This window comes from Piscinibacter gummiphilus (assembly GCF_032681285.1).
GTDB lineage: Bacteria > Pseudomonadota > Gammaproteobacteria > Burkholderiales > Burkholderiaceae_C > Rhizobacter > Rhizobacter gummiphilus_A.
In genome coordinates this window covers 1,489,368-1,513,221 of record NZ_CP136336.1, presented here as the reverse complement: position 1 = coordinate 1,513,221, position 23,854 = coordinate 1,489,368, and the positions used below count along the sequence as shown (strand labels likewise).

The 23,854-nt window shown below is 69.2% G+C and carries 18 protein-coding genes; 13 read left to right on the top strand and 5 right to left on the bottom strand.

All coding sequences use genetic code 11. From position 1 onward, the window contains the following. Window positions 1–17 precede the first annotated feature (17 nt). From RXV79_RS07230 to RXV79_RS07210, 5 genes are all read right to left on the bottom strand, one after another. Window positions 18–803 (bottom strand): MinD/ParA family ATP-binding protein, encoded by a 786-nt coding sequence (locus tag RXV79_RS07230; RefSeq protein ID WP_316702726.1) that lies wholly within the window; start codon window positions 801–803, stop codon window positions 18–20. Window positions 804–820: 17 nt separating this feature from the next. Then, window positions 821–2,539 (bottom strand): flagellar biosynthesis GTPase FlhF, encoded by a 1,719-nt coding sequence (flhF, locus tag RXV79_RS07225; RefSeq protein WP_316702725.1) that lies wholly within the window; start codon window positions 2,537–2,539, stop codon window positions 821–823. A gap of 411 nt (window positions 2,540–2,950) precedes the next feature. Continuing rightward, a complete protein-coding gene (locus RXV79_RS07220) occupies window positions 2,951–3,643 on the bottom strand; it encodes a hypothetical protein (RefSeq protein ID WP_316702724.1) in 693 nt (230 codons plus the stop codon). Window positions 3,644–3,684: 41 nt separating this feature from the next. Beyond that, window positions 3,685–4,989 carry a GH39 family glycosyl hydrolase gene (locus tag RXV79_RS07215; protein ID WP_316702723.1) on the bottom strand — a complete coding sequence of 435 codons (1,305 nt, stop codon included), beginning with the start codon at window positions 4,987–4,989 and terminating at the stop codon, window positions 3,685–3,687. A gap of 11 nt (window positions 4,990–5,000) precedes the next feature. Further along, window positions 5,001–6,392, bottom strand: a complete 1,392-nt coding sequence (locus RXV79_RS07210; protein ID WP_316702722.1) for a GH1 family beta-glucosidase — start codon at window positions 6,390–6,392, stop codon at window positions 5,001–5,003. A 158-nt stretch (window positions 6,393–6,550) separates the two neighbouring features. Between RXV79_RS07210 and RXV79_RS07205 the strand changes: the two genes are divergently transcribed. The 13 genes from RXV79_RS07205 (at window position 6,551) to RXV79_RS07145 (ending at window position 23,852) form a co-directional block, all read left to right on the top strand. Continuing rightward, window positions 6,551–7,618: a LacI family DNA-binding transcriptional regulator gene (locus tag RXV79_RS07205; protein WP_316702721.1), complete on the top strand. Its 1,068-nt coding sequence runs from the start codon at window positions 6,551–6,553 to the stop codon at window positions 7,616–7,618. A gap of 160 nt (window positions 7,619–7,778) precedes the next feature. After that, the gene (locus tag RXV79_RS07200; RefSeq protein WP_316702720.1) at window positions 7,779–9,023 is read left to right on the top strand and encodes an ABC transporter substrate-binding protein; all 1,245 of its coding nucleotides are present in this window, start codon (window positions 7,779–7,781) and stop codon (window positions 9,021–9,023) included. 43 nt (window positions 9,024–9,066) lie between these two features. Next, the gene (locus tag RXV79_RS07195) at window positions 9,067–10,095 is read left to right on the top strand and encodes a carbohydrate ABC transporter permease (RefSeq protein WP_316702719.1); all 1,029 of its coding nucleotides are present in this window, start codon (window positions 9,067–9,069) and stop codon (window positions 10,093–10,095) included. A 6-nt stretch (window positions 10,096–10,101) separates the two neighbouring features. Next, on the top strand, window positions 10,102–10,998 hold the full coding sequence (locus RXV79_RS07190) for a carbohydrate ABC transporter permease (RefSeq protein ID WP_316702718.1): 897 nt from the start codon (window positions 10,102–10,104) through the stop codon (window positions 10,996–10,998). Between the two features lie 25 nt (window positions 10,999–11,023). Continuing rightward, entirely contained in the window at window positions 11,024–12,112 is a 1,089-nt protein-coding gene (locus RXV79_RS07185) for an ABC transporter ATP-binding protein (RefSeq protein WP_316702717.1), read from the top strand. A gap of 39 nt (window positions 12,113–12,151) precedes the next feature. Next, the gene (locus tag RXV79_RS07180) at window positions 12,152–13,078 is read left to right on the top strand and encodes an AraC family transcriptional regulator (RefSeq protein WP_316702716.1); all 927 of its coding nucleotides are present in this window, start codon (window positions 12,152–12,154) and stop codon (window positions 13,076–13,078) included. Between the two features lies 1 nt (window position 13,079). After that, a complete protein-coding gene (locus RXV79_RS07175) occupies window positions 13,080–13,895 on the top strand; it encodes a hypothetical protein (RefSeq protein WP_316702714.1) in 816 nt (271 codons plus the stop codon). A gap of 113 nt (window positions 13,896–14,008) precedes the next feature. After that, the gene (locus tag RXV79_RS07170) at window positions 14,009–14,683 is read left to right on the top strand and encodes a hypothetical protein (protein ID WP_316702713.1); all 675 of its coding nucleotides are present in this window, start codon (window positions 14,009–14,011) and stop codon (window positions 14,681–14,683) included. Window positions 14,684–14,750: 67 nt separating this feature from the next. Beyond that, window positions 14,751–15,449 carry a family 16 glycosylhydrolase gene (locus tag RXV79_RS07165; RefSeq protein ID WP_316702712.1) on the top strand — a complete coding sequence of 233 codons (699 nt, stop codon included), beginning with the start codon at window positions 14,751–14,753 and terminating at the stop codon, window positions 15,447–15,449. 28 nt (window positions 15,450–15,477) lie between these two features. Continuing rightward, window positions 15,478–16,326: a glycoside hydrolase family 16 protein gene (locus tag RXV79_RS07160; protein ID WP_316702711.1), complete on the top strand. Its 849-nt coding sequence runs from the start codon at window positions 15,478–15,480 to the stop codon at window positions 16,324–16,326. Window positions 16,327–16,538: 212 nt separating this feature from the next. Next, window positions 16,539–22,511, top strand: coding sequence for a protein kinase domain-containing protein (locus RXV79_RS07155; protein WP_316702710.1), 5,973 nt, complete (start codon window positions 16,539–16,541; stop codon window positions 22,509–22,511). Window positions 22,512–22,554: 43 nt separating this feature from the next. After that, entirely contained in the window at window positions 22,555–23,286 is a 732-nt protein-coding gene (locus RXV79_RS07150) for a methyl-accepting chemotaxis protein (protein WP_316702709.1), read from the top strand. Further along, window positions 23,283–23,852 carry a hypothetical protein gene (locus RXV79_RS07145; RefSeq protein WP_316702708.1) on the top strand — a complete coding sequence of 190 codons (570 nt, stop codon included), beginning with the start codon at window positions 23,283–23,285 and terminating at the stop codon, window positions 23,850–23,852. The genes RXV79_RS07150 and RXV79_RS07145 overlap by 4 nt, the downstream gene beginning before the upstream one ends. Window positions 23,853–23,854: the final 2 nt, after the last annotated feature.

The window sequence follows — 23,854 nt, the reverse complement described above, 5'->3', positions numbered from 1 at the left end:
TTCTCGGCTCCGAGCGGTCAATTCAGGACGTGTTGCGCTTGGTGTTGCGCGGTATGCAGGCCACGGGCACCGACGTGGGCGCCGGGCGCCTGCATCAGCACGTCGCGGGCCCAGCGGCGCAGCGCACTGGTGGGCGCTTCGCGGGCATCTGAGGCGGGGTCGATCTGCAGCCAGTCGCGCAGCACGGCCCCGAGGAAGTCATCGGCACAGGTCGCCAGCTGGATGGCGATGCGCTCGGCGCGCGGCGAGTTGGGCGAGGCGCTCAGCAGCAGGTCGAACACCACGAGGCCCGCGCGCTGGTTGAGCAGCTTCATCGCGGCGTAGGCGTGGGTCACGGCCGAGGGCCGGTCGTCGGCCAGCAGCAGCGGACGCGCTTCGCTGCGGGCGAACATGCGGCAGAGGTCGGCTTCGGTGGCGTGCACCAGCACCACGTCGGCGTGGGGCGCGGCGTCGGCCACGGCATGCAGGAAGCTCGCGGTGGAGCCGGTGGCGTCGACACAACGCACCGGCAGGCCGCGGGCCGCGAGGTACGAGACCTGCGTCGACAGCGTCTCCACGCATTCGGCGAGGTCGAGCAGTGCCGCCAGCTCCTTCGGCGCCGGGGCGCGGTCGGAGGCATCGATCACCAGCACGTGCGCGCCGTGTTCGCCGAAGGCGGTGCACAGCCGCTCGAGCATCACGCCGCCGAAGGCGACGTGCGGGTTGGCCACCACCGGCACGAAGCGCACGCGGGCATGCGCAAACATCTGCCGCAGGCCGGCGGCCTGGTCGGTGGGGAAGGAAGAATCGTAGGCGTCGTACATGAGGCGGCGCGAGAAGATCAGGCGTGGAGAGAAGAGGGGCGCGGGCGCTGTGCCTGCTGGCGGGCGGTGAAGATCAGGTTCACGTCTGACGCTTCCACGCGGTAGGCCGGGTTCACGTTGGCGCGCAGCGCGCGGTGCACGAGCGCATGGGCCGAGAGGCGGTGCCAGTCTTCGGGCACACGCTGGCCGTTGGCCACGCCCACCACCTTCAACTTGTGGCGGATCAGTGCGTCGAGCGCGGGGGCGAGCTTCACGGCTTCGTCCATCTTCGACAGGATCAGACCGCGGCAGGTGGCCGCGTGGTACGAAATCATCACGTCTTCGATCGTCTCGCCCTGCGCGGCGGCGTTGATGACGAGCAGCTTCTGGATGGAGCGGTGCGCCAGCATCTCGAGCAGCTCGCGGGTGCGGGTGTCGCGCTGGGCCATGCCGGCGGTGTCGATCAGCACCATCTTCTTGGAGGCGAGGAGTTCCAACAGGTCTTCGAGCGAAGCGCGGTCGTGGGCGGTGTGCACCGGCACGCCGAGGATGCGGCCGTAGGCGCGCAGTTGTTCATGGGCGCCCACGCGATACGCGTCGAGCGTGATCAGGCCGAGGTTGTTGGCGCCGTGCTTGGAGGCGAAGGCGGCAGCGATCTTGGCGGCACTCGTGGTCTTGCCGACGCCGGTGGAGCCGATGAGGGCGAACACGCCGCCCTGGTCTTCGAGCGCGTGCTCGGCTTCGCCGGTGATGAGGTTGCGCTCCAGCACGTTGGCGGCCCAGGAGGTCTCGTCGGCCACGTCGGTGGGCAGGCTCTCGACGAGCTTGCGGGTGAGTGCGGGCGAGAAGCCGCAGTCGAGCAGCTTCTGGATCAGTTGGGCCTGCTGCGGGTGGCGCTGCATCTTCTCCATGAAGGCGAGCGCGCCGAAGCGGTCTTCGATCAGGCCCTTCATCGAGCGCAGCTCGTTCATCATGTCCTGCTGCTCGCGGCGGGCGGCAGCCAGGTTGACGGCGCTTTGCGTGTCGGCGAGCGACGGCACGGCCACCGGCTGCTGCATCACCGGCTGGGGCATGGCTTGCTGTTGTTGCGCGGCACGCACTTCTTCACGCAGCACCGGCGGCTCGCGCATCTGGCTGCGCGGCTGGGCGGGCGGGGTGACGATGGCGAGGTTGGGCGCAGCCTTGGGCGGCTGCGGCACGCTGCTGCGGGCGGCCAGGCGCTGCTCGAGCGCGCTCGGCAGGTCGGGCTCGATGTCCTGCCGCGAATCCATGAAGCCCTGGCGAGAGTTCGCGAAATCCTGGCGGGAATCGGCGAAGTCCTGGCGCGAGTCTTCGAAGCCGGGCTCCTGGCCACGGCCTTGTGCATTGATCGCGGCCTGGCGGCGCTTGAGCATGCGCTCGCGCACGTAGTCCTGGAACGAGAGCGTGCTCATCGACAGGCGGGCCACATCGTCCTGCACGTCGTCGTTCATCACGGGGGCTTGTTGCTTCGGCGCGGCGGCCTGGGCCGGTGTGGCCTTCGGCGTGGGCTTGGCGGCGGGGCGGGCGGCGGGCTGCTGCGCAGCGGCCGTGCGGGCGGCGACCGACGTGGCCGACAGGCGCTCGATCTGCTGCACGCTCTCCGGCGCCATGGCCAGCACTTCCACGCCTTCGGGGCAGGGCTTGGTCGACAACACCACGGCGTCTTCGCCGAAAGCCTGGCGCACCAGGGTCAGGGCGTCGCGCGAGGTCCGCGCAGTAAAGCGTTTGACGTTCATGGGTTGCTCCGCTTCGCCGGGCCCGAACAAGGGGCCTGGCATTGCATCAAGTGTGTAAGAGGGTGTGCCGTGGTGGTCTGGCGATCAGCGCACCGAAACCCGGTCATTTGGGGTGATCCGGAGGGCAATCGGAAGGAGCGTTGAAAGACAGTCATGTGCACGGCGCGACCTGGTTATTCGCCAAGCCATTGTTCCGGGACGCCTCTCGGACTTGAGCGGAATGAAAGGGGCGGAAGCCGCCCAATTCCGGCCAGACCGGGGTCACACGAAACGGGGGTGAATGCCCCCTTCGCCAACGGCCGGTCGGGCGACCGGCCGGGTGCGCATCACGCGATGCGCACTACGGCACACTTTTCCAGCCTGGGCGGCCGGAACGCTCTGGAAACAGAGCGGGTGAAACGGAAAAGCCTCTCAGGGCCCGATCGCGATGCGGCCGACGCTGAAGTCGACCGTGCGGCGCGCGCTGCCGCTCAGCGTGGGGTCGCTGACCTCGATGGCGGCCACGGCGGGCAGCACGCTCGCGATCAGCTTGCCGCGGGCTTCGCAATAACCTTCGGGGCGGAAGGCCGACAGTGGCACCGCCACTTCGCGCAGCGCCGCGCCGACGGCCACGGTGGCCACCGGGTAGCAGCCCGACGCACGCGTGGCCGGGTCATCGCCGAGCACGCGCAAGCGCAGCTGGGTGGCCGTGGGCGAGGCGAGCTGCAGCCGCAGCTGGCGCTGCGCGGTGAGGTCGCTCGTCTTGCCGGCCGGCCCCGGCGTGGCGAGGAAGCCGATGCCGGCCCAGGTGCTGCCCTTCTGCGGCCATACCGTGCCGGTGATGCGGGCCACGCCGTCCGTGACCTTCACATCGTCGACGCGGGCATCGCCTTCCTTTTCCGAATAGGCGAAGGTCTCGTGCAGGCCGCCCTGCGCCGTGGCGCCGGCGGGCGCCGGCACGGCGAACACCAGCATGGCCGCTGTCGCGTCGGCAGAAGCGGGCTTGGCGGCCTTGGCGCCGGTGCCGGAACCTGGGGCGTCTGCGGTGGCACAGCCGGTGACGAGGGCGATCGCGGCCAGGGCGATGCTGCCACGCGCGCGAAGGCGCGTGCTGGAGGTGCTCATGTCGTTTGTCTCCTTCTGGTTGTATCTAGTGTGTGGGGGCCTCAAGGCGCGCGTTGCAGCTTCACCACCGTCATCGAGCGGGCCGGCAGCGTGAGCTCGCGGCCGGCTGGCAAGGTGCCGAAGTCGGCCTCGCCTTCCACGATGGCGGCATCGAAGTACTTCGCCTGCTGCACCTGCCAGCCGCTCACGTCGAGCCCCACGCGCAGCGGCGCGGTCTGGGTGTTGAGGAGCAGCACCTGCATCGTGTTGCCGTCGCGCACGCCGTGCGACCAGAGCCGGCTGTCGTTCGACTCGGCCTGCACGAAGCGCCCCTCCAGGCCATTGAGCAGGCGGAAGGCGTAGTAGGTGGGCCTCGGCACGCCCGCGTTGTCGAGCAGGCCGTGGAAGCCGGTGCCCTGGTAGGCGAAGTAGTGCGCCATGTCCACGCCTTGCCGGGCCAGGCGCAGCGCGGTTTCGGCGGCCCACAGGCCCGCGGGCATGTCGGCCAGGAAACGCGGCCGGTCGGTCTTCCACGACAGGCCGTATTCGGTCACCGCGATCGGCAGCTCGCGGGTGTGGCCGAGCGGGTTGCGGCGCGGGTCGCGCAGCGTGGCGCGCACCGAGCGAAGGGTCGCATCGACCTGCGCCACGCTTGCGAGCGCCGCGTCTTCGCTGCCGTCGCCTTCGGTCGGGTAGATGTGATACGAGACCACGTCGACCACGTCGCCGCACAGCTCGACGAAGCGCTCGAGGAAGCGCATCGGCGCCGCGTGGATGCCCGAGACGGCCGGCCCCACCACCTTGATCTGCGGATCCACCACCTTCACCGCCTTGGCCTGCGCGCGGAAGACCTCGCAGTAGCGATCGGGCGTCCAGCTCTTGTCGCCGCGCGTGACGGCGTAGAGATCGGGCTCGTTGCCGATCTCCCAGTGCCGCACCTGGAGCCCGCGCTCGCGGGCCATGCGCACCGCCGAGGCCGCGTCTTCGGGGCGGTTGGCGGGCACACGGTCCACGCGCCCGGCGAACACACGCGTCTGGATCACGAGCTCGGGCGAGCCCTTCACCAGCGTGAGCAGCGAGCGGAAGGCGTCCAGCGTCGCGGCGTCCATGTCCTGCTCGTCGCCGATGTTGCCGCCCGGGAAGCGCAGCGACGCCGCCGGCGTGAGCGCGAGCGCCTCGCCGTGGTCGACCATCGACATCCAGTTGCCGAAGTTGTAGCCGCGGGTCACGGCCGGGTTGACCGCGGGGCCGGCCTGGTCAGCGTTCACGGTGACGCGCGCGTCCACCTTGGCCGCCTGCGGCGGGGGCGCCGCACATCCGCACAGGAGTGCCGCACCGGCCGCCCACACCACCATTCGTTTCATCATGTCTTTCGCCTTCATGCGACGCACCCGCCTTCCTGGATCAGCCGGCGGTACCAATGGAAACTCTCCTTCGGCGTGCGCGCCAGCGTGTCGAAGTCGACGTGCACGAGGCCGAAGCGCATGTCGTAGCCGTAGGCCCACTCGAAGTTGTCCATCAGCGACCAGGCCATGTAGCCGCGCAGGTCGCTGCCGGCGCGCACTGCGCGGTCGAGCGCGATGACGTGGCGGCGGAAGTACTCGATGCGCGCGGCGTCGTCGACCACGCCGTTGGCATCGGGGCCGGTGTTGTCGCAGGCGCCGTTTTCGGTGATCACGATCGGCGGGTTGCCGTATTCCTCGCGGATCCACGAGAGCACCTTGTAGAAGCCGTCGGCGTAGACGTTCCAGTCGATGTCCGTCTTCTTGAAGCCGGGCACGTCGACCGACTCGAGGCGGCGCAACTGGTGGATCTGGCGCGCCACCTCCTCGTGCGGCGGCTCGGCGGGCAGCGCTTCGCGCGAGTAGCAGCCCGAGTAGTAGTTGATGCCGAGCAGGTCGGTCGGCTGGGCGATGGTGGCCATGTCGCCGTCTTCCACCGGCGGGTGGATGCCGAGCGCGGCGTAGCCCGCGAGCATCTCGGCGGGGTAGCGCCCGCGGTACAGCGGGTCGAGGAACCAGCGGTTGAACCAGGCGAGGCCCCGTTCGCACGCGGCCACGTCGGCTGGGTGGCTGGTGTAGGGCTCGTGCCATTCCACGTTGGGGGCAATGCCGATGCGGCCGGCGAACTCGCCGCGCCGGAACTCCTTCACCGCCAGGCCGTGCGCGAGCAGCAGGTGGTGGGCCACCGTCACGGCGCGCGCGAGATCGCGCTCGCCTGGGGCGTGCAGACCGAAGGCGTAAGACAGGAACGACGCGCACCACGGCTCGTTGATGGTGAACCACACGGGCACCTCGTCTCCGAGCGCCTCGAACATCGCGCGGGCGTAGCTCGCGAAGTCGTGTGCGCAGCGGCGCGAGGTCCAGCCGCCCTCGTCCTGCAGGGCCTGCGGCAGGTCCCAGTGGTAGAGCGTGGCCATGGGCTGGATACCGGCCTCGCGCAGCAAGCGCACGAGGCGGCGGTAGTAGTCGACGCCGGCCGGGTTGAGCGGCCCGCGCCCCGTGGGCATGACGCGCGACCACGAGATCGAGAAGCGATACGCCTGCACGCCGAGCTGGCTCAGCAGGGCCACGTCTTCCTCGACGCGGCGGTAGGAGTCGCAGGCACGGTCGCCGGTGTCGCCGTTGGCGACGCGGCCGGCGGTCTTGGCGAAGGTGTCCCAGATGCTGGGCGTGCGGCCGTCGGCATCGGGGCTGCCTTCGATCTGGTAGGCGGAGGTGGCGGCCCCCCACAGGAAGCCTGGCGGGAATCTGAAATGGTCGGGTTGCATGCCCGTGACGATACCCAGCCGTGCAAGCGCTTGCAACGCCGCCACCTTGCCATTCTTGCGAACCGTATCAGGGGAAGCGATGTGGCCCAGGTAGAACACCCGTTCTACGAGTGCTCAAGCAAGCGCTATCATGAAAACGTCCTCCACACGCGGCAACCATGGCCTCCAAGATCACGCTGGAAGAAGTGGCACGCCTGGCCGGCGTCTCCACGAGCACCGTCTCGCGCCACCTGAACGGCACGCACTTCGTGGCCGACGAGAAGGCCGCCGCCATCGAGCAGAGCATCCAGCGCCTCAACTACCGGCCCAACCTGGTGGCGCGCGGGCTCGCCCGTGGCCGCACCCTCACCGTGGGCGTGCTCACGCAGGAGATCGTGAGCTCGTTCTTCAACGAGGCCATGCGCGGCGTGGAAGACGGCCTCATCGGCCACGAGTACGACGCCATCTTCGCGAGCACCCACTGGGAGCGCGACGACGAGGCCAAGCGCCTGGCTTCGATGGAGGGGCGGCGTGTGGACGGGCTCATCCTCATCCACCCCGGCATCGACGACGCCACCCTCGACCGCCACGCGCAGACCGTGCCCATGGTGGTGGTGGGCCGCCAGGTGAATTCGCGCTTCGTGCATTCGCTGGCCTTCGACCATGGCCTGGGCGCGCAGCTGGCCATGGAGCATTTGCTGGAACTCGGCCACCGGCGCATCGCCTACATCGGCGGCCCCACGGGGCGCGCCGACGCCGACCAGCGTTTCACCACCTATCGCCACGCCCTCCAGTCGGCCGGCATCGCCTTCGACCCGCGGCTCGTGGCGCCGGGCAACTACGTCGAGGCGGGCGGCCTGAGCGCGATGACGCTGCTGCTCGACCGCGGCCTGCCCTTCTCGGCCGTCTTCTGCGCCAACGACGACTCGGCCTACGGCGCGATGCTCGCGTTGCATCGCCGCCAGTTGCGCGTGCCCGACGACGTGTCGGTGGTTGGCTTCGACGACGTGGCCCACTCGGCCTACTGCGTGCCGCCGCTCACCTCGGTGAAGCAGCCGCTGCGCGAGCTGGGGCGCGAAGCGGCCAATGCAGTGGTCGCCCTCATCGACGGGCGCAAGCCACCCCGTGGCCCGATGGCGCGGCTCGAGCTGGTGGTGCGTGAGTCCACACGTGCGCTGCCGATGCAGTCGGCCAAGGCCACTTCGGCCGCCACGCGTCAGAAGGCCACCTCCCGCCGTTCGACCTGACGCCGGCCCTACCCGGCCCGAGCCAGCGCCGCCTGCCAAATCTTGCGGTTTCGCACGGGGTTCGTCCGCAGTGACATGCCGCGAAGGCGACTTCTACACTGCTGTGCAAGCGCTTGCATGAATGCTGCACCTGCGCGCCTCGCAACGACTCGGAGACCCCATGAAATTCGTCACACGCCTCGGCCTCGCGGCCACCCTCGGCCTGGCCTCGCTGGCCCTTCATGCCCAGACGGTGCTCACCGTCTCGTCGTTCAAGGACCTCGACCGCTCGGTGCAGGCCGCCATCCCCCTCTTCAAGAAGGCCCGGCCCGACGTGGAGGTGAAGCTGATCTCGCTCGGCTACGGCGACCACCACAACGCGATGACGACCGCGCTCGCCACCGGCGCCAACCTGCCCGACGTGATGGGCCTGGAGATCGGCTTCGTGGCCAAGTTCGCCGAGGGCGGCGGGCTCGAAGACCTCGCCAAGCCGCCCTACAACGCCAACGCCCTCACCGACCGCTTCTTCAAGTTCGCCGCCGCGCAGGGCACGAGCCGCAGCGGCGTGCGTGCAGCCTTGCCGGCCGACATCGGCCCGGGCGCACTTTTCTACCGCAAGGACCTCATGGACAAGGCCGGCATCACCGAGGCCGACCTCACCAAGTCGTGGGACTCCTTCATCGACGCCGGCCAGAAGCTCAAGGCCAAGAGCGGCACCTACCTCATCCCGCACGCCGCGGCCATCAAGGACATCATCCTGCGCTCGGGCCTGAAGGACGGCGAAGGCATCTACTTCGACGACAAGGGTGCGGTGCTGGTCGAGTCGCCGCGCTTCGTGACGGCCTTCGAGACCGCCAAGCGCGCCCGCGCTGCCGGCATCGACGCCAAGATCGGCGCCTGGAGCAACGAGTGGAGCGAAGGCTTCCGCCGCGGCACCGTGGCCACCGAGATGATGGGCGCCTGGCTCGCTGGCCACCTGAAGAACTGGATCGCGCCCGACACGCGCGGCAACTGGCGCTCGGCCAGCCTGCCCGGTGGCGTGAACGCCTCGTGGGGCGGCTCGTACTACGCCATTCCCAAGGGTGCGAAGAACAAGGCGCTGGCCTGGGAGTTCGTGAAGTTCATGACGACCAACCGCGAGGTGCAGATCGCCGCCTTCCGTGACCTCGACGCCTTCCCCGCGCTGATCGAAGCCACCAACGACCCCTTCGTCGACCAGCCGGTCGAATTCCTCGGCAACACCCGCGCCCGCCAGCAGTGGAAGGCCACCGCCCAGAAGATCCCCGCCGTCGATGTGGACCGCCTGGACCCGGTGGCCGCCGAGGTCATCACCGCCGAGTTCGACAAGGTGCTCGAACAGGGCAAGGACGTGAAGCTCGCGCTGGCCGATGCCCGCAAGGCCATCGAGCGCCGCATCCGCCGCTGAGGTGGCGAGGCTCCAACCCCTCAGCAGGCCCCGCGTCCTTCCCATGTCCGCCGTCCTCCCCGTCGCACCACCGCCGGCGCCTCGCCGCAGGCGGCGCCTCAAGCCGTGGCACTGGATGCCCTACGTCTTCGTCGCGCCGTTCTTCATCCTCTTCCTGGGCTTCGGGCTCTTTCCGCTGCTGTTCTCGGCCTACGCCTCGTTCTTCCGCTGGGAGATCGCGGCGGGCCTGTCGGGCATGAAGTGGGAAGGATGGGGCAACTACCTCTTCGTGCTGCAGCTCGATGGCCTGCCCTGGGGCAGCGTCTTCAGCACGGGCTTCTGGGCCGAGCTCTACGCGCGCGACTTCTGGCGCGCGATGGCCAACACCTTCTGGCTCGGCATCGCCGCTGGCGTGCCGCAGCACCTGGTGGCGATCCCGCTCGCCTACTTCATCCACACGCAGTTCCGCCGGGTGCGCAACCCGGTGATCTCGATGTACTTCCTGCCGTACATCACCAACACGGTGGCGATCACGCTCGTCTTCTCATCGCTCTTCTCGCGCGACTTCGGTGTGATCAACCAGGTGCTCACCGGCCTCGGCCAGTGGCAGGTGATGGGCGTGCACCCGCTCGCCTGGCTCTTCCCCACCGAGAACATCGACTGGGGCCGGCCGGAGTACACCCGCCCTATCGTCGCCTTCATCGTGTGGTGGCGCTTCGTCGGCTGGAACACGGTGCTGTACCTGTCGGCGCTGCAGACGATCCCGAAGGATCTTTATGAAGCCGCGACCGTCGATGGCGCGGGCACCTGGCAGCAGTTCCGCTACATCACGCTGCCGCTCCTGCGACCCATGATGCTCTTCGCCATCACGCTCACCATCATCGGCAACCTGCAGCTCTTCGAAGAGCCCTTCGTGCTCACCGGCGGCAGCGGTGGCGTCGGCCAGGTGGCCGAGACGGTGGCGATGCAGATGTACAAGGTCGGTCTCACCGACGGTGACTTCGGCACCGCCTCGGCCGTCGCCTGGCTCATGTTCATGGTGATCGCCGCGCTCACCTGGCTCAACAACCGCTACCTCGGCCGCAAGGACTGAAAAGGTATGTCCACCCTCGCCTCTTCCCTTCCCGCGGCCAGCGTCGCGCCGGCTCCGCGGCAGCGCCGCAAGCCGGGCCGCTTTGCGCCGTCGCAGTGGCTGCCGCACGCGCTGGTGCTCGTCGGCGCGCTGATCATGCTGGCGCCGTTCTATTTCATGTTCGTCTTCGCGACGCACACCAACACCGACATCCTCTCGGTGCCGCCGCCCCTCTGGTTCGGCGATGCGCTCTTCGACAACCTGAACGAGCTCGTCGCGCAGCGCCCGATGTTCTGGCGCAGCGTGGGGCTGTCGCTGTGGATCGCCACCGCGTCCACCGTGCTCAACCTCTTCCTCTGCTCGCTTGGTGGCTACGGCTTCTCGATGTACGAGTTCCGCGGGCGCGACAAGCTCTTCGCCGCGCTCATGGCCACCATGCTGCTGCCGGCCTTCGTGGGCATGATTCCCTACGTGCTGATGATGAAGGAGCTGGGCTGGCTCAACAGCACGCGCGCCCTCATCATCCCCGGCGCCTGCTCGGCCTTCGGCATCTTCCTCATGCGCCAGTACATCGGCTCGGCCGTGCCGCGCGAGCTGGTGGAAGCGGCGCGCATGGACGGCTGCGGCGAGTTCGGCATCTACTGGCGCGTGGTGCTGCCGCTCATCGGCCCGGCCATGGGCACGCTGGGCCTCGTGACCTTCATCGGCTCGTACAACAACTTCGTCGGTGCGCTGCTGGTGATGAGCGACATGGAGATGTTCACCGCGCCGCTCGTGCTGCGCTCGCTGCAGGGCACTGGGCAGACGCCCTGGGGTGCCATCAGCGCCGGCTCGGCGGTGACCGTGCTGCCGCTCTTGGTGCTCTTCATCCTCTATTCCCGCCGTTTGATCGAGGGCCTGACCGCAGGCGCCGTCAAGGGCTGACCACCACAGAAAAGAAGTCGTCACCATGACCTCCATGAGCCTCATCGGCATCGAGAAGCAGTACGCCTCGGGCCCTCGCGTCCTCCACGGCATCGACCTCGAGATCGCCTCCGGCGAATTCATGGTCTTCGTCGGCCCCTCGGGCTGCGGCAAGACCACCCTCTTGCGCTGTATCGCCGGGCTGGAAGAGATCGACGCCGGCCGCATCCTCGTGGGTGACCAGGAGGCGCAGGACCTCTCGCCCGTGCACCGTGGCGTGGCAATGGTGTTCCAGAACTACGCGCTCTACCCGCACATGACGGTGGCCGAGAACATCGGCTTCGCGCTCAAGTTCACGAAGCTCGGCAAGGCCGAGCGCGCGCAGGCGGTGCAGCGTGCGGCCGAGATCCTGCAGATCGTGCCGCTGCTGCAGCGCAAGCCCAAGGAGCTCTCGGGCGGCCAGCGCCAGCGTGTGGCGATCGGCCGCGCCATCGTGCGGCACCCGAAGGTGTTTCTCTTTGACGAGCCGCTGTCCAACCTCGACGCAGCCCTGCGCGTGCAGATGCGCATGGAGCTCGCGCGCCTGCACCGCGAGCTCGGCACGACCATGGTCTACGTGACGCACGACCAGGTCGAGGCGATGACGCTCGGCACACGCATTGCGGTCTTCAACGGCGGGCGCATCGAGCAGGTCGGCCGTCCGATGGACCTCTACCGCGACCCGGCCACGCAGTTCGTCGCCAGCTTCCTCGGCTCGCCGCGCATGAGCCTCATCGCCGCCACCGCCACGGCGATGAACGACGGCGTGCACCTGTCGCTCGGCGAAGCCGGTTCGCTGCACCTGCCCGGCACCTCGCTCACCGGCAACCCGCGCGAGGTGACGCTGGGCGTGCGGCCCGAGCACTTCCGCCTTGCCCCGCGCGATGCCGGCCTGCGCGCCACGGTCGACCAGGTCGAGCACCTGGGCGACTGCGACATCGCCTACGCCCGCCTCGCCGGCCGCGAAGACATCGCCACCGTCAAGCTGCCCGCCTCGCATGCGGCGCTGTCGGCGGGCGATGCCGTCTGGCTGCAGGCCGACCCCGAGCAGTGCCATGTGTTCGATCCGCAGGGGCGGGTGGTCAACGCACGCTGACCCGCCTGCCGAACCGTTTCCGCCACAGGAGGAATGTCGATGTCCACCCTTGCATCAGCCCCTCTGACCTCAGCACCCCGCCCGCCGCACGGCGGCACGGCGCCCATGCCACCGGTGCCCGGCCACCACGTGCACCGCATCGAGGCCGTGCTCGACCACGTCGATGCCCACCTGGCCGACGACCTGCGGCTCGAGACGCTCGCTCGGCTGGCGGCCATCTCGCCCTTCCACTTCCACCGCCTCTTCCTCTCGTGGACGGGCGAGACGCTCAAGGCCTTCGTGCGCCGCCGCCGGCTCGAGAGCGCCGCCGGCCGCCTGCGCCACTGCCCCGACGAGAAGATCACCTTCATCGCGCTCAACTGCGGCTTCGCCTCGCCCGAAGCCTTCGCACGCGCCTTCCGCGAGCACTTCGGCATGACGCCCAGCGCGTGGCGCAGCGGCGGGTGGCTCAACTGGCACACCCCGGTCCACGACCGCGGCACCGCGCCGCCGCCGGCGGTCGAAGTGCGCCGGCAGGAGCCCGCCGATTACCTCTTCATGCGCGCCCGGGGTGACTACCGCCGCGCCGCCTACGAACTCTGGGAGCGTTTCCTTCCGGTCGTGCACAGCCTGGGGCTCGGTGACCAGCCCCTCGCCTTCATCGGCCTGGACGACCCGGCCATCGCCGGCACGCAGAACTGCCGCATGGACGCCTGCGTGGAGCTTCCGCCGGGCTGGCGCGACCCGGGTGTTCGCCTGCCGCGCCACCGTGTCGGCGAACGCTGGATCGCGACCCTGCCCTTCGACGGCCCCTCCAGCGACATCGCGCTGGGCTGGCGCACGCTGCTCGACGAATGGCTGCCGCACTCACCCTTCAGCATGGGCGAAGGCCACTTCTTCGAGCGCTACGAGCCGCGCGCGGGCGTGCCGGGCATCCCGTTCGTGCGCTGCGAGCTGTGCATGCCGGTGCAACCGCGCCCGCTCTGACATGAGACGCCTGACTGCCGCCAAGCTGGCGGCGTGTGCCGTCGCCTTCGCGCACGCCGCCCATGCCGCGCCCGACACGCCCCTCCTGTGGGCCGACTTCAAGGAGCCGATGCAGAGCCACCTGGGGGCGCCGGTGCAGCAACTCGCAATGTCCGAGCGGAGCGGTGATGCCTCGATCGCGTCGGTGCAAGTGGCCGATGCGGTGGTGCAGGTCGAAGGCCGGCTCTCCACGGCGAACGCCAGCCAGTGGGCCACGCTCGGCATCGAGGTGGGCGGCGATGCGCGCGGCGTGCCGGTCGACCTGTCGGCCTACGAGCACCTGCGCATCCGCCTCGCCTCGGCCACGCCGCGCGTGCTGCGCATCCGGCTCAAGGGCACCGATCTCAAGATCCAGAACGCGGGCTGCTACCCGGTGATGATGATGCGCGTGGGCACGCAGCTCAGCGACTACCTCATTCCGCTCTCGGCCTTCGGCCCCGAGTCCTTCTGCGGCGAACGGGGCGCCAGCATCGCGCAGACCCTGCCGGCCGTCGCGCGGGTGGAGGTCACGGCCAACGAACCCTCGGTCGAGCCCGTGCGCTTCCAGGTGGGGCGCATGGAGTTCATCGCGGCGACCGCGTCCGAACCGGTGACCACCGCCCCGCCGCCTGCCCCCGCTCCCGTCGTGGCTGCGACTGCGACTGCGGGATCGACCCCCACGCTGCGTAATGCGCCACCCGCCGCAGCGCGCAAGCCCTCGCCCCCGGCGCCCGCCAGCCGCGCGGTCCAGGTCGTCTGCGAGCGCAATCCACGCTACGGCTTGATGATGTGCCACTGAGGCCGCCGCGGCCTCAGGATCGCAAGATCGGTCAGCACCGCCGCAAGCCGCCACCGGCACGAGGGCCACGCGCAGCCCACCATGGACACGTCACGACAACACAGGAGACGACCGTGGACATGATCTCGAAACGCCGGGCTTCGCGAACGATGGCGGTGCTCTTCAGCGCCGCGCTGCTGGCGGCCTGCGGTGGCGGTGACGACGACGCGCCCGCCTCGGCCCCCGCGCCCGCACCGGCACCCGGCCCCGCGCCGGCCCCCACACCGGCCACCGCCTTCGCCACCCCCACCGACGCCACCACCACGGCGCAGGCCGGTGGCATCGAAACCTACCAGTACGCCGAGAACGGCGCGGCGCAGACCGCCGGGACGCCAGCCTTCGCCGCCAGCGCCGTGAGCTACGGCGCTACGCTTGCCTCCGCACAGAGTTATGCCGGCGCAGCGCTGCGCCTCTACGCGCCCAACAACACCGCGTTCAACGCCAGCGGCTATTCGCGCATGCGCATCCAGCTGCGAAGCAGCACCGATGCGCTGCTGCTCATCAAGCTGCAACCCACACCGGTCTCGGCCGACGGCTGCACCGCCACCGCCGAAGCGGTGGTCAGCTCGACGCTAAGCGAGCTCGTGATCGACCTCAACAGCACCCGCTTCCCGCTGCCCGGCCATTGCAGCAGCGGCACCACGCTCAACACGGTGCGCGCGGGCCTGCTGGCGGTCGACGTGGTCAACGCGGCCTCGACGGCCGGCGCCCACGACCTCGCCGTCGGCTCGATCTCGTTGGAGCCCTGATCCCACGCGGGCACCTCAGCACGGGGCGACACAGCCCCGGCTTCCATTCCAGACAGGAGACAAACCCATGAACAAACTTTTGCGCACCGTGGCGCTCGTCGTTGCGGCCAGCACCACCGCCCCAGCCTTCGCCGCCAACTTCTTCGAGGGCTTCGACGGCAGCGGTGGTGCCGGCGGCGCGTGGGAAACCGCGAGCTGGGCCAACGGCGACATCTTCGGCTGCACCTTCGCCTACAGCGAGGTGTGGCGCAGCGGGGGTTCGCTCGTGGCCAACGTCAACAGCAGCAACCGCTCGAACGTGAAGTGCGCCGAGGTGCGCACCTGGCAATCGTTCACCTACGGCAAGTTCGTGACGCGCCTGCAGCCGAGCACCATCGCCGGGTCCAACACCTCGTTCTTCCTCTACACCGGCACGGCCGGCACCTCGAGCCACTTCGAGATCGACATCGAGTTCATCAACAGCGGGCGCACGCTGCACACCAACGTGTGGACCAACGGTCGCCAGAACTACCAGCAGTTCTCGGTGGCCACCGGCTGGCGCACCATCGGCTTCGAATGGCGCCCGAGCTACGTGCGCTGGTTCCATGTCGAGGCCAACGGCACCGAGCGCGAGTTCCGCCGTGTCAACACGAGCATCAGCACGCCGATGCGGCTCATGATGAACCACTGGGTGGGCAACAACTCGGCCGGGGCGGTCAACTTCGTCGGCACGTACTACGGCGGCGGCGGCGCGGCCTACTACGACTGGGTGCGCGTGAGCGACTGAACCCGTTCCCACCGTGCAAAGGATCAAGATGAAAGCAGCGCTCGCCTCGGGCATCTGGTTGTCGGCCGTCGCGGCGGCGGGTTGTGGCGGTGGGACGGGCTCGGTCTCCGCCGCGCCCGCACCCGCGCCAGTCGCCGGTGGCCTGCCCGAGGGCTACCGCCTCGTGTGGAGCGACGAGTTCGACACCCCCGGCCTGCCCGACCCGGCGAAGTGGGGCTACGACACCCACCGCAACCGCGACGGCTGGTACAACAACGAGCTGCAGTACTACTCGGCGGCCCGTGCCGAGAACGCCCGCGTGGAGGGCGGCTCGCTGATCATCACCGCGCGGCGCGAGCGGCTCTCGTCGGCACCCGACTTCGGCGGGCAGAACTACACCTCGGCGCGGCTGCTCACCCGCGGCCTCGCCTCGTGGACCTACGGCTTCTTCGAGGTGCGCGCCAAACTGCCCTGCGCGATGGGCGCGTGGCCGGCGATCTGGATGCTCGGCGATCGCGGCACCTGGCCTGACGACGGCGAGATCGACATCATGGAGCAGACCGGCTGGCAGCCCGGCCGCATCCTCGGCACCGCCCACATGCGCGACTTCAACGGGCCGAACGGCCGCGGCTCGCACACCAACGTGGCTGACACCTGCAACACCTTCCACCGCTACCAGGTGCGCTGGACGCCCGAGGCCGTCACCTGGGGTGTCGACGACGTTGCCTACTTCACCTACGCCAAGCCCATCGGGGCCGGCTACGGCAGCTGGCCGTTCGACCACCCGCAGCACCTGCTGCTCAACGTCGCGGTCGGCGGCATCCTGGGGGGCACACCCGACGACGCGGCCTTCCCGGTGCGCATGGAAATCGACTACGTCCGCGTGTACCAGCGCTGACCCCTGCGGCCCCGCGCCGCATGTCCCGCCTCGGCGGCGTACCACGCCCCTGCCCATTACTGCGCACATCGAGCCCCGCTCGATGGGCGCTCAGGTCCTTCCCTTACTCAACAAACCGGCACAACCGTCGATAGCTCCTGAGGCCGAACACCCGCGCGCACGCTGCTCCCTGCATGCGCTGCGACGAATTTCACGGAACCCCAGGACGCGACATGACGCACTCAGACCCGGTTCTCTACAGCAACGACCACGCGCGCGTCACCCGGCGCACCATCGACGGCCATGCCGTCGTCGTCAAGCAGGCGATCGGCACCCAGGCCATCAAACGCCTGGCGCACGAGATCGGCATGCTCAAGCGCCTGGCCCACGTGGCCGGTGTCGCGAAGATCGCGCCGGTGAGCGCCGAGGCGCACACGCTGGTGCTGGAAGACAAGGGCGGGGTCTCGCTGGCGGAACACCTCCGTGAGCACCCACTGGCCGTGCCGCAGGTGCTGGCGTATGCGGTGGGCGTGGTGCGCACGCTGGCGGAGGTGCACAAGGCGGGCGTGATCCACCGCGACATCGGCCCGGCCAACCTGCTGATCCACCCGCAGACGCATCAGCCCACGCTGATCGACTTCAACATCGCCGCTGGCGTCGGCGACGAGCAGGAGGCCGACGATGCACAAGGCGGCATCGCCGGCACGCTCTCTTATATGTCGCCCGAGCAGACCGGCCGCACCGCCAACCGGCCCGACCAGCGCTCCGACCTCTATTCCCTCGGCATCACGCTCTACGAGCTGCTCGCCGGCCGCAAGCCTTTCGAGAGCAGCGACCTGCTGGAGCTGGTGCACGCCCACCTGGTGGTGGTGCCCGAGGCGCCGGCCGTGGTGAACGCCGCCGTGCCGAAGATCGTGTCCGACCTCGTGATGCGCCTGCTGGAAAAGGAACCCGACCGCCGCTACCAGAGCGCCGAAGGCCTGCTGCAGGACCTGGAGCGCATCGTCGACGAACCGTCGGCCACGTTCGCCCTCGGCCAGTCCGACTTCGGCACCCGCCTCAAGGCACCGGCCAGGCTGCTCGGCCGCGATTCGCAGATCGAATCGCTGCGCAATGCCGTGGCGCGCGTGGGCCGCGGCGGCAGCGCCTGTGTGATGGTCTCGGGCCCGGCCGGCAGCGGCAAGACGGCGCTGCTGGCCGAGCTGCGCCCGCTCGTCGCGGCGGCGCATGGCTGGGCGGTGTTCAGCGCGTCCGACGCGTCACGCCGCGATGCACCTGGCGCCCTGTTCGATGGCTTCCAGGCCCTAGGCCGCCAGCTGCTGGCCGAGCCGGCCGAGCGCCTGGCGCAGCACAAGGCGCGCATCCTCGAAGCGCTCGGCGCCAACCTGGGCGTGGCGCTCACGCAGCTGCCCGAATTCCAGATGCTGCTGGGCGAACACCCGGCCCTCGATATCGCCGACACGGCCGAAGCCGAATCGCGCGGCATCGACGCCGCCCTCGCCCTGCTGCGCGCCGTGGCCCGCCCCGAGCGCCCGCTGGTGCTGGTGTACGACGACGTGCAGTGGTCGCCGCGCGGCTCGGGCCGCATCCTCGATGCGGTGGTCTCCGCGCAGCAGCCGATCGCCGGCCTGATGGTGGTGTGCGCCTTCAACGAAGCCGAGCTCGACGACGCGCACGCGTTGCACGGCCTGCTGCAACGCTTCGGCAAGCTGCGCAGCTCGCCCGAGCGGCTGCAGCTCGACGGGCTCAACAAGAGCGCCGCCACCGAGTTCGTGGGCGCGGTGCTGCGCCTGCCAAAAGACGAGGCCAGCCGCCTCGCCGCCGTGATCGGCGAGCGCACGCTCAACAACCCCGGCGACACGCTCGCCGTGCTCAACTCCCTGCGCCACGACGGCCTGCTGCAGCAGTCGCGCGGCTCCTGGCGCTGGGACGCGAAAGCCCTGCGCCGCCACGTGGGCGGTGCCAGCGCAGCCGAGCTCAAGCGCCGCCTGCACGCGATGCCGGCCGACACGCTCTCGCTGCTGCAGACCCTCGCCTGCCTCGGCAGCGACACCGCCGGCCACGTGCTGGCCTGGGCCGCCGACCTGCCCCCTGCCGCGCTCGCGTCCCGCGTGGTCGCCGCGCTCGACGACGGCGTTCTCATCGGCGACGGCATGGAGCCGCCGCGCCTGCGCCTGGCGAGCGACGCCGTGCGCCAGGCCACGCTTGCCGCCCTTTCGGCCGAGGCCGTGCGCACCCTGCACCTGCAGATCGCACGCCGGCTCGCCGCGAAGCGCGATGCCCACCCCGAGCTGGAAGCACGCGTGGCCGAGCAGTACCTTGCCGCCGAGGCCCGCTTCACGAACGAAGTCGAAGCACGCGACGTCGCGCGACTCTTCGATCACGCCGCCGAGCGTGTGCGCAGCGACAAGAGCCCGATGGCCGAGCGCTACCTCGCCGCGGCCATCGCCGCGCTCGGCCCCTTCGCCACGCCCACCGATGCGGGCCAGATGTTCCACCTGAAACGCGAGCACCACCGCGCGCTCTTCGAACAAGGCCGCCTGGACGACACCGATGCGGTGTATGCCGAGCTGAGCGCCACCGCGCCCGACCCGGTGGAGCTGCTGGAGCCGGTGCGCATCCAGTCCTACGGCCTCATGAACCGCCTGCGCAACAAGGACGGGCTGATGCTCAGCCTGGACCTGCTCGCACGCCTGGGCTTGCCCAAGCCCGACGACGTGCGCCCCGACATCGGCGAAGGCGTGAAGCGCCTGACGATGTGGTACCGCAGCGAAGACAAGGCGCACGATTTCGAGAAGCCCGAGATCAGCGACCCGCGCATCGTCGCGTGGACCAAGCTGATCCCCGAGTCGTCGAACGCTGCCTACGCGGTCGACCCGTCGATCTGGGCCTGGATCTCGCTGCAGGGGCACAAGGTGTGGGCCGAGCATGGCCCGTCGCCGCGCATTCTCTCGTCGCTGGGCGGCACGAGCATGGTGCTGCTGAGCATCGCGCAGGACTATCAAGGTGCCTACAAGGTGTGCCGCCACGCATTGGCCGTGGGTGAAGCGCGCGGCTACGAGCCGGCCACCTCCTTCGTGCGCGTGGTCTTCGGCATGTCGGTCGCGCATTGGGCCGAGCCCATCGACACGGCCGTCGACACGACCATGCGCCGCGCGCGCCGCGACCTCTTCGCCATCGGCGACGAATCCTTCGTCACCAACACCTACCTCGCCGCCGACCTGCTGCTCGACTGCGCGCCCACGCTCGACGTGGTGGCCAACGAGATCGAGGAAGGCATGGCCTTCGCCGGCCGCTCGAAGAACAAGGAGTTCTCGCAGCGCTACACCCCGCGCCTGCAGCTCGTGAAGAGCCTGCGCGGCCAGACCTCCGCGCCCGGCAGCCTGAACGGAGACGGCTTCGACGAGGCCGAGCACGAGCGCGCGATCGACCCGACCGGCGCCATCGCCGCCGTGTACCACGTCATCCGCTCCATCGGCGCCGCCCTCTTCTGCCAGGGCCCGTTGCTCGCCTCGCACAGTGCCAAGGCCATTGCCCTGCTGCCGCGCATGCCGGGCTACTACCTCTCGGTGGCGGCACGTGTGCTGCGCTGCGTGTCGCTCTGCGATCAGGCACGTGCCTTGCCGACGGGCGACGAGGCTCGCGCCAAGCTGGTCGAAGAATTCGAAGGCCACCTGAAGTGGCTGACAGCCCGCGCCGCGGACGCACCCGAGAACTTCCTCCACCTGCAACGCTGGCTCGAAGCCGAGCGTGCGTGGATGGCCGACTCGGTGTGGGCCGCCGGCCTCGCCTTCGAGGCCGCCACCGCCGAATCAAAGCTGCACAGCCGCCCGTGGCACCGCGCCATGATCCACGAGCGTGCCGCCCTCTTCCACCTGAGCGAAGGCATGGAGCAGCGTGCCCTGCCGCTGATGCTGCACGCCTGTGAGACCTACGAAGCCTGGGGGGCCGCCGCCAAGGTGAAGGAACTGCGCCGTGCCCACCCCTTCCTGCGCGCCGCGCTGCAAAAGCGCAGTGCCGACGGCTCCGCGCCCCGCAGCACGGTCGTCGACACCGAAGCGGTCGACATGATCGCGGTGCTGCGCGCTTCGCAGGCGCTCAGCTCCGAGACCAGCCTCTCGAAGCTGACCACCGCCGTGGGCAAGGTGCTCTCGGCCATCACCGGCGCAACCGGCGTGCGCCTGGTCATCAAGGCCGACGACGGCAGCGGCGCCTGGGTGCTGGCCGACACGCTGGCCCGCGACAGCGGCGCGCTCACTGTCGACCAGGCAGGTGCCGAAGCGGAGATTCCGCTCTCGGTCTTCCGCTACGCCGAGCGGCTGAACCAGGTGCTGGTGGTCGACGACGTGACGAGCGACGACCGCTTCGCCGCCGACCCCTACGCGCAGAGGTTCGCGCAGTGCTCGCTGATGATGGTGCCCATCCTGAAGCAGGGGGCGCTCAACGCGATGCTGATGCTCGAGAACGAGCAGCGCCGCAAGGCCTTCAGCGCCGAGCGGCTCGACTCGGTGGCCATGATCGCCGGCCAGCTCTCGGTGTCTCTGGACAACGCGCTGCTCTACGCCTCGCTCGAAAAGCGCGTGGCCGAGCGCACCGCCCAGCTGCGCCAGAAGACCAACGACATCAACGCGATGCTGCAGAACATGCCGCAGGGCGTGCTCACGGTGGTCTCGGGCGGCACCATCCACCCCGAGTACTCGGCCTACCTGGAGACCATCCTGGAGACGAAGGAGATCGCCGGTGCCTCGCTGATGGACCTCATCTTCACCAACACCAGCCTGGGTGCCGACCTGCTCTCGCAGGTCGATGCAGCCATCGCCTCGGTGATCGGCGAAGACGAGATGAACTACGAGTTCAACTCGCACCTGCTGGTGAGTGAGTTCGACAAGACGCTGGCCAACGGCAGCGTGAAGTCGCTGGCCCTCTCGTGGTCGCCGATTGCCAACGACGAAGGCACGGTCGACAAGCTCATGCTCTGCGTGCGCGACGTGACCGAACTCAAGCGCCTGGAAGCCGAAGCCAACGCCCGCAAGCGCGAGCTGCAGGTGATCGGCGAGATCCTGGCGGTGAGCCAGGAGAAGTTCCACGAGTTCATCGACTCGGCCCGCGGCTTCCTCGCCGAGAACAAGGCGTTGATCGAGAAGACGGCCAGGAAGGACCTCGACGCGATCAACCTGCTCTTCCGCAACATGCACACCATCAAGGGCAATGCGCGGACGTATGGCTTCCTTGGGCTCACCAACCAGGTGCACACCACCGAGCAGCACTACGACGACCTGCGCAAGGATGCCGAAGCCGCGTGGGAGCAGCCGGTGCTGCTGGCCGAACTCGCGCAGGTGAGCGAGCTGATCGAGCAGTACGCCCATGTGAACGACACCGTGCTCGGCCGCAAGGGCCCGGGCCGTCGTGCGGCGGTCGAAAAGTTCCTGATGGTCGAGCGTGAGCTGGTGCAGCAGGTGCTGCAGCAACTGATGGGCGCCGACCGCACGAGCCTCACCTCCGTGACTGGCGCGCTCGACGCGGTGGGGGCACGCCTGCACATGCTCGGCACCCAGCCGCTCGGCGAAGTGCTCTCGGGCACGCTCGAATCGCTGCCTTCGCTCGCCCGCGAGCTGGGCAAGGAAGTGCCCGAAGTCTCGATCGAAGACCACGGCATCGCCGTCCGCACGCAGGCGAGCGCACTGCTGAAGAACCTCTTCACCCACCTGCTGCGCAACTCGGTCGACCACGGGCTGGAGCCCGCCGCCGAGCGCGTGGCCGCGGGCAAGCCGGCAGCTGGCCACATCCGCATGCGCCTGGGGGTGGACGACGGCAAGCTGCACATCCACCTGCGCGACGACGGCCGGGGCCTGGCCATCGGCAAGATCCGCCAGCAGGCGATGGCGCAGAACCTGCTCACCCGCGGCTCCAAGAGCAGCGCCGAAGAGATCGCGCAGCTCATCTTCCGCTCGGGCTTCTCGACTGCGGAAAAGGTCACGGAGGTCTCGGGCCGCGGCGTGGGCATGGACGCGGTGCGCGCCTTCCTGGAGAAGGAAGGCGGCGAGATCGCCATCCGTTTCCTCGACGACAAGGAGCGTGCCGACTACCGCGTCTTCGAGACCGTGATCAGCCTGCCCGACAAGTTCGCCGCCTCGGCGCACGCCGCGATGTCGTTCGACGCCTTGCGCATCCGGTGGCAAGCCGCCAAGAACAGCACACCGGGCTGAGCGAACACTTCAGATTCGTAACCAAACGCCGATAGAGCTTCTCATGACCGTTGTCTCGCTCGCCCTCCTTGCCCTCGGCCTCGTCATCGGTGCCGGCACCACCTTCTGGTGGGGCCGCAAGCGCACCGCGGAAGCCGTGGAACTGGCCCGTACCACCGCCGTGCAGGCGGTCGAGCAGGCCAGTGCCGTCACCGTCGCCGAGCTGCAGCGCCAGCTCGAAGAACAGGCCCGCTCGGCCGCCGCCGAGCGCGCGGCCCTCGAAGCCCAGCATCACGAACAGCACCGCACCCACCAGATGCTGCTCAAGACCGTGAGCAGCGGCACCCAGACGCTGAAGAACCACGCCCTCGAAGGCGCCGACCGCCTGGGCGGCACCATCGACAAGCTGCTGGGCCTGATCGAAACCTTCGAGCGCTGGAACGACGAGCTCAACCAGCTCCTGCAGCACAACCGCGAGATGCACTCGAAGAACGACGAGTTCGCGCAGATCGTGAACCAGGTGATCATCGTCGCGCTCAACGCCTCGATCGAAGCCGCCCGCGCCGGCGACCAGGGCCGCGGCTTCGCCGTCGTCGCCGCCGAAGTGCGCGACCTCGCCACCCGTGCCGACAAGCTGTCGAAAGACTACCGCTCCAACCTCTACAAGAACGACCTCATCACCGGCGCCACCTTCCAGGACCTGCAGGCCGGCGGCAAGATGATCATGGGCGCCCTCAACGAGTTGCGCCTGCTCAACGGCAAGACGCGCCAGGCCGTGATGGCGGAGGCCGCGTGAAACTCGCGACGGTCAGCGACCGGGCTCGAAACGGGCTCGACTACTTCGTCGTCCAAGCCACGAAGAACTCGCTCGTGCCGGCCGGCACTGCCTGCGAGGTGACGCCCGACGACGATGCCGCGGTGCCCAAGGCGCCCGACGTGGTGATGTTCTCCGTCTCCTCGTACCTCTTTCGCGTGGTGCTGCTCCTTCAGTTCGACCACGACCTCGCCACACGCGCCTACGTGGCGGGCCTTGCGGGCACGCCCGCCGACGAGATGCAGGGCGAGCGTTTTCTCGACGCGATGAACGAACGGGGCAACCTCTTCTGCGGTGCGTTCAACCGCGACCTGGTGCCCTTCTTTCCCCACATCGGCATGTCGACCCCGTGTGTGCTCAAGCGCAACTCGGTGGAGCATGTCGTTGCCGTGAAGCCGAGTTACCACCGGCGCTTCAAATGCGAGCTGTCACCCGGCGTGGTGATGTACTTCACGCTCGCACTCTGCGCCGATGTCGACTTCGACTTCCCCTTTGTACCGCGTGCGGAAGAGGAAACCGACACAGCGGGCGAACTGGAGATGTTCTAGAC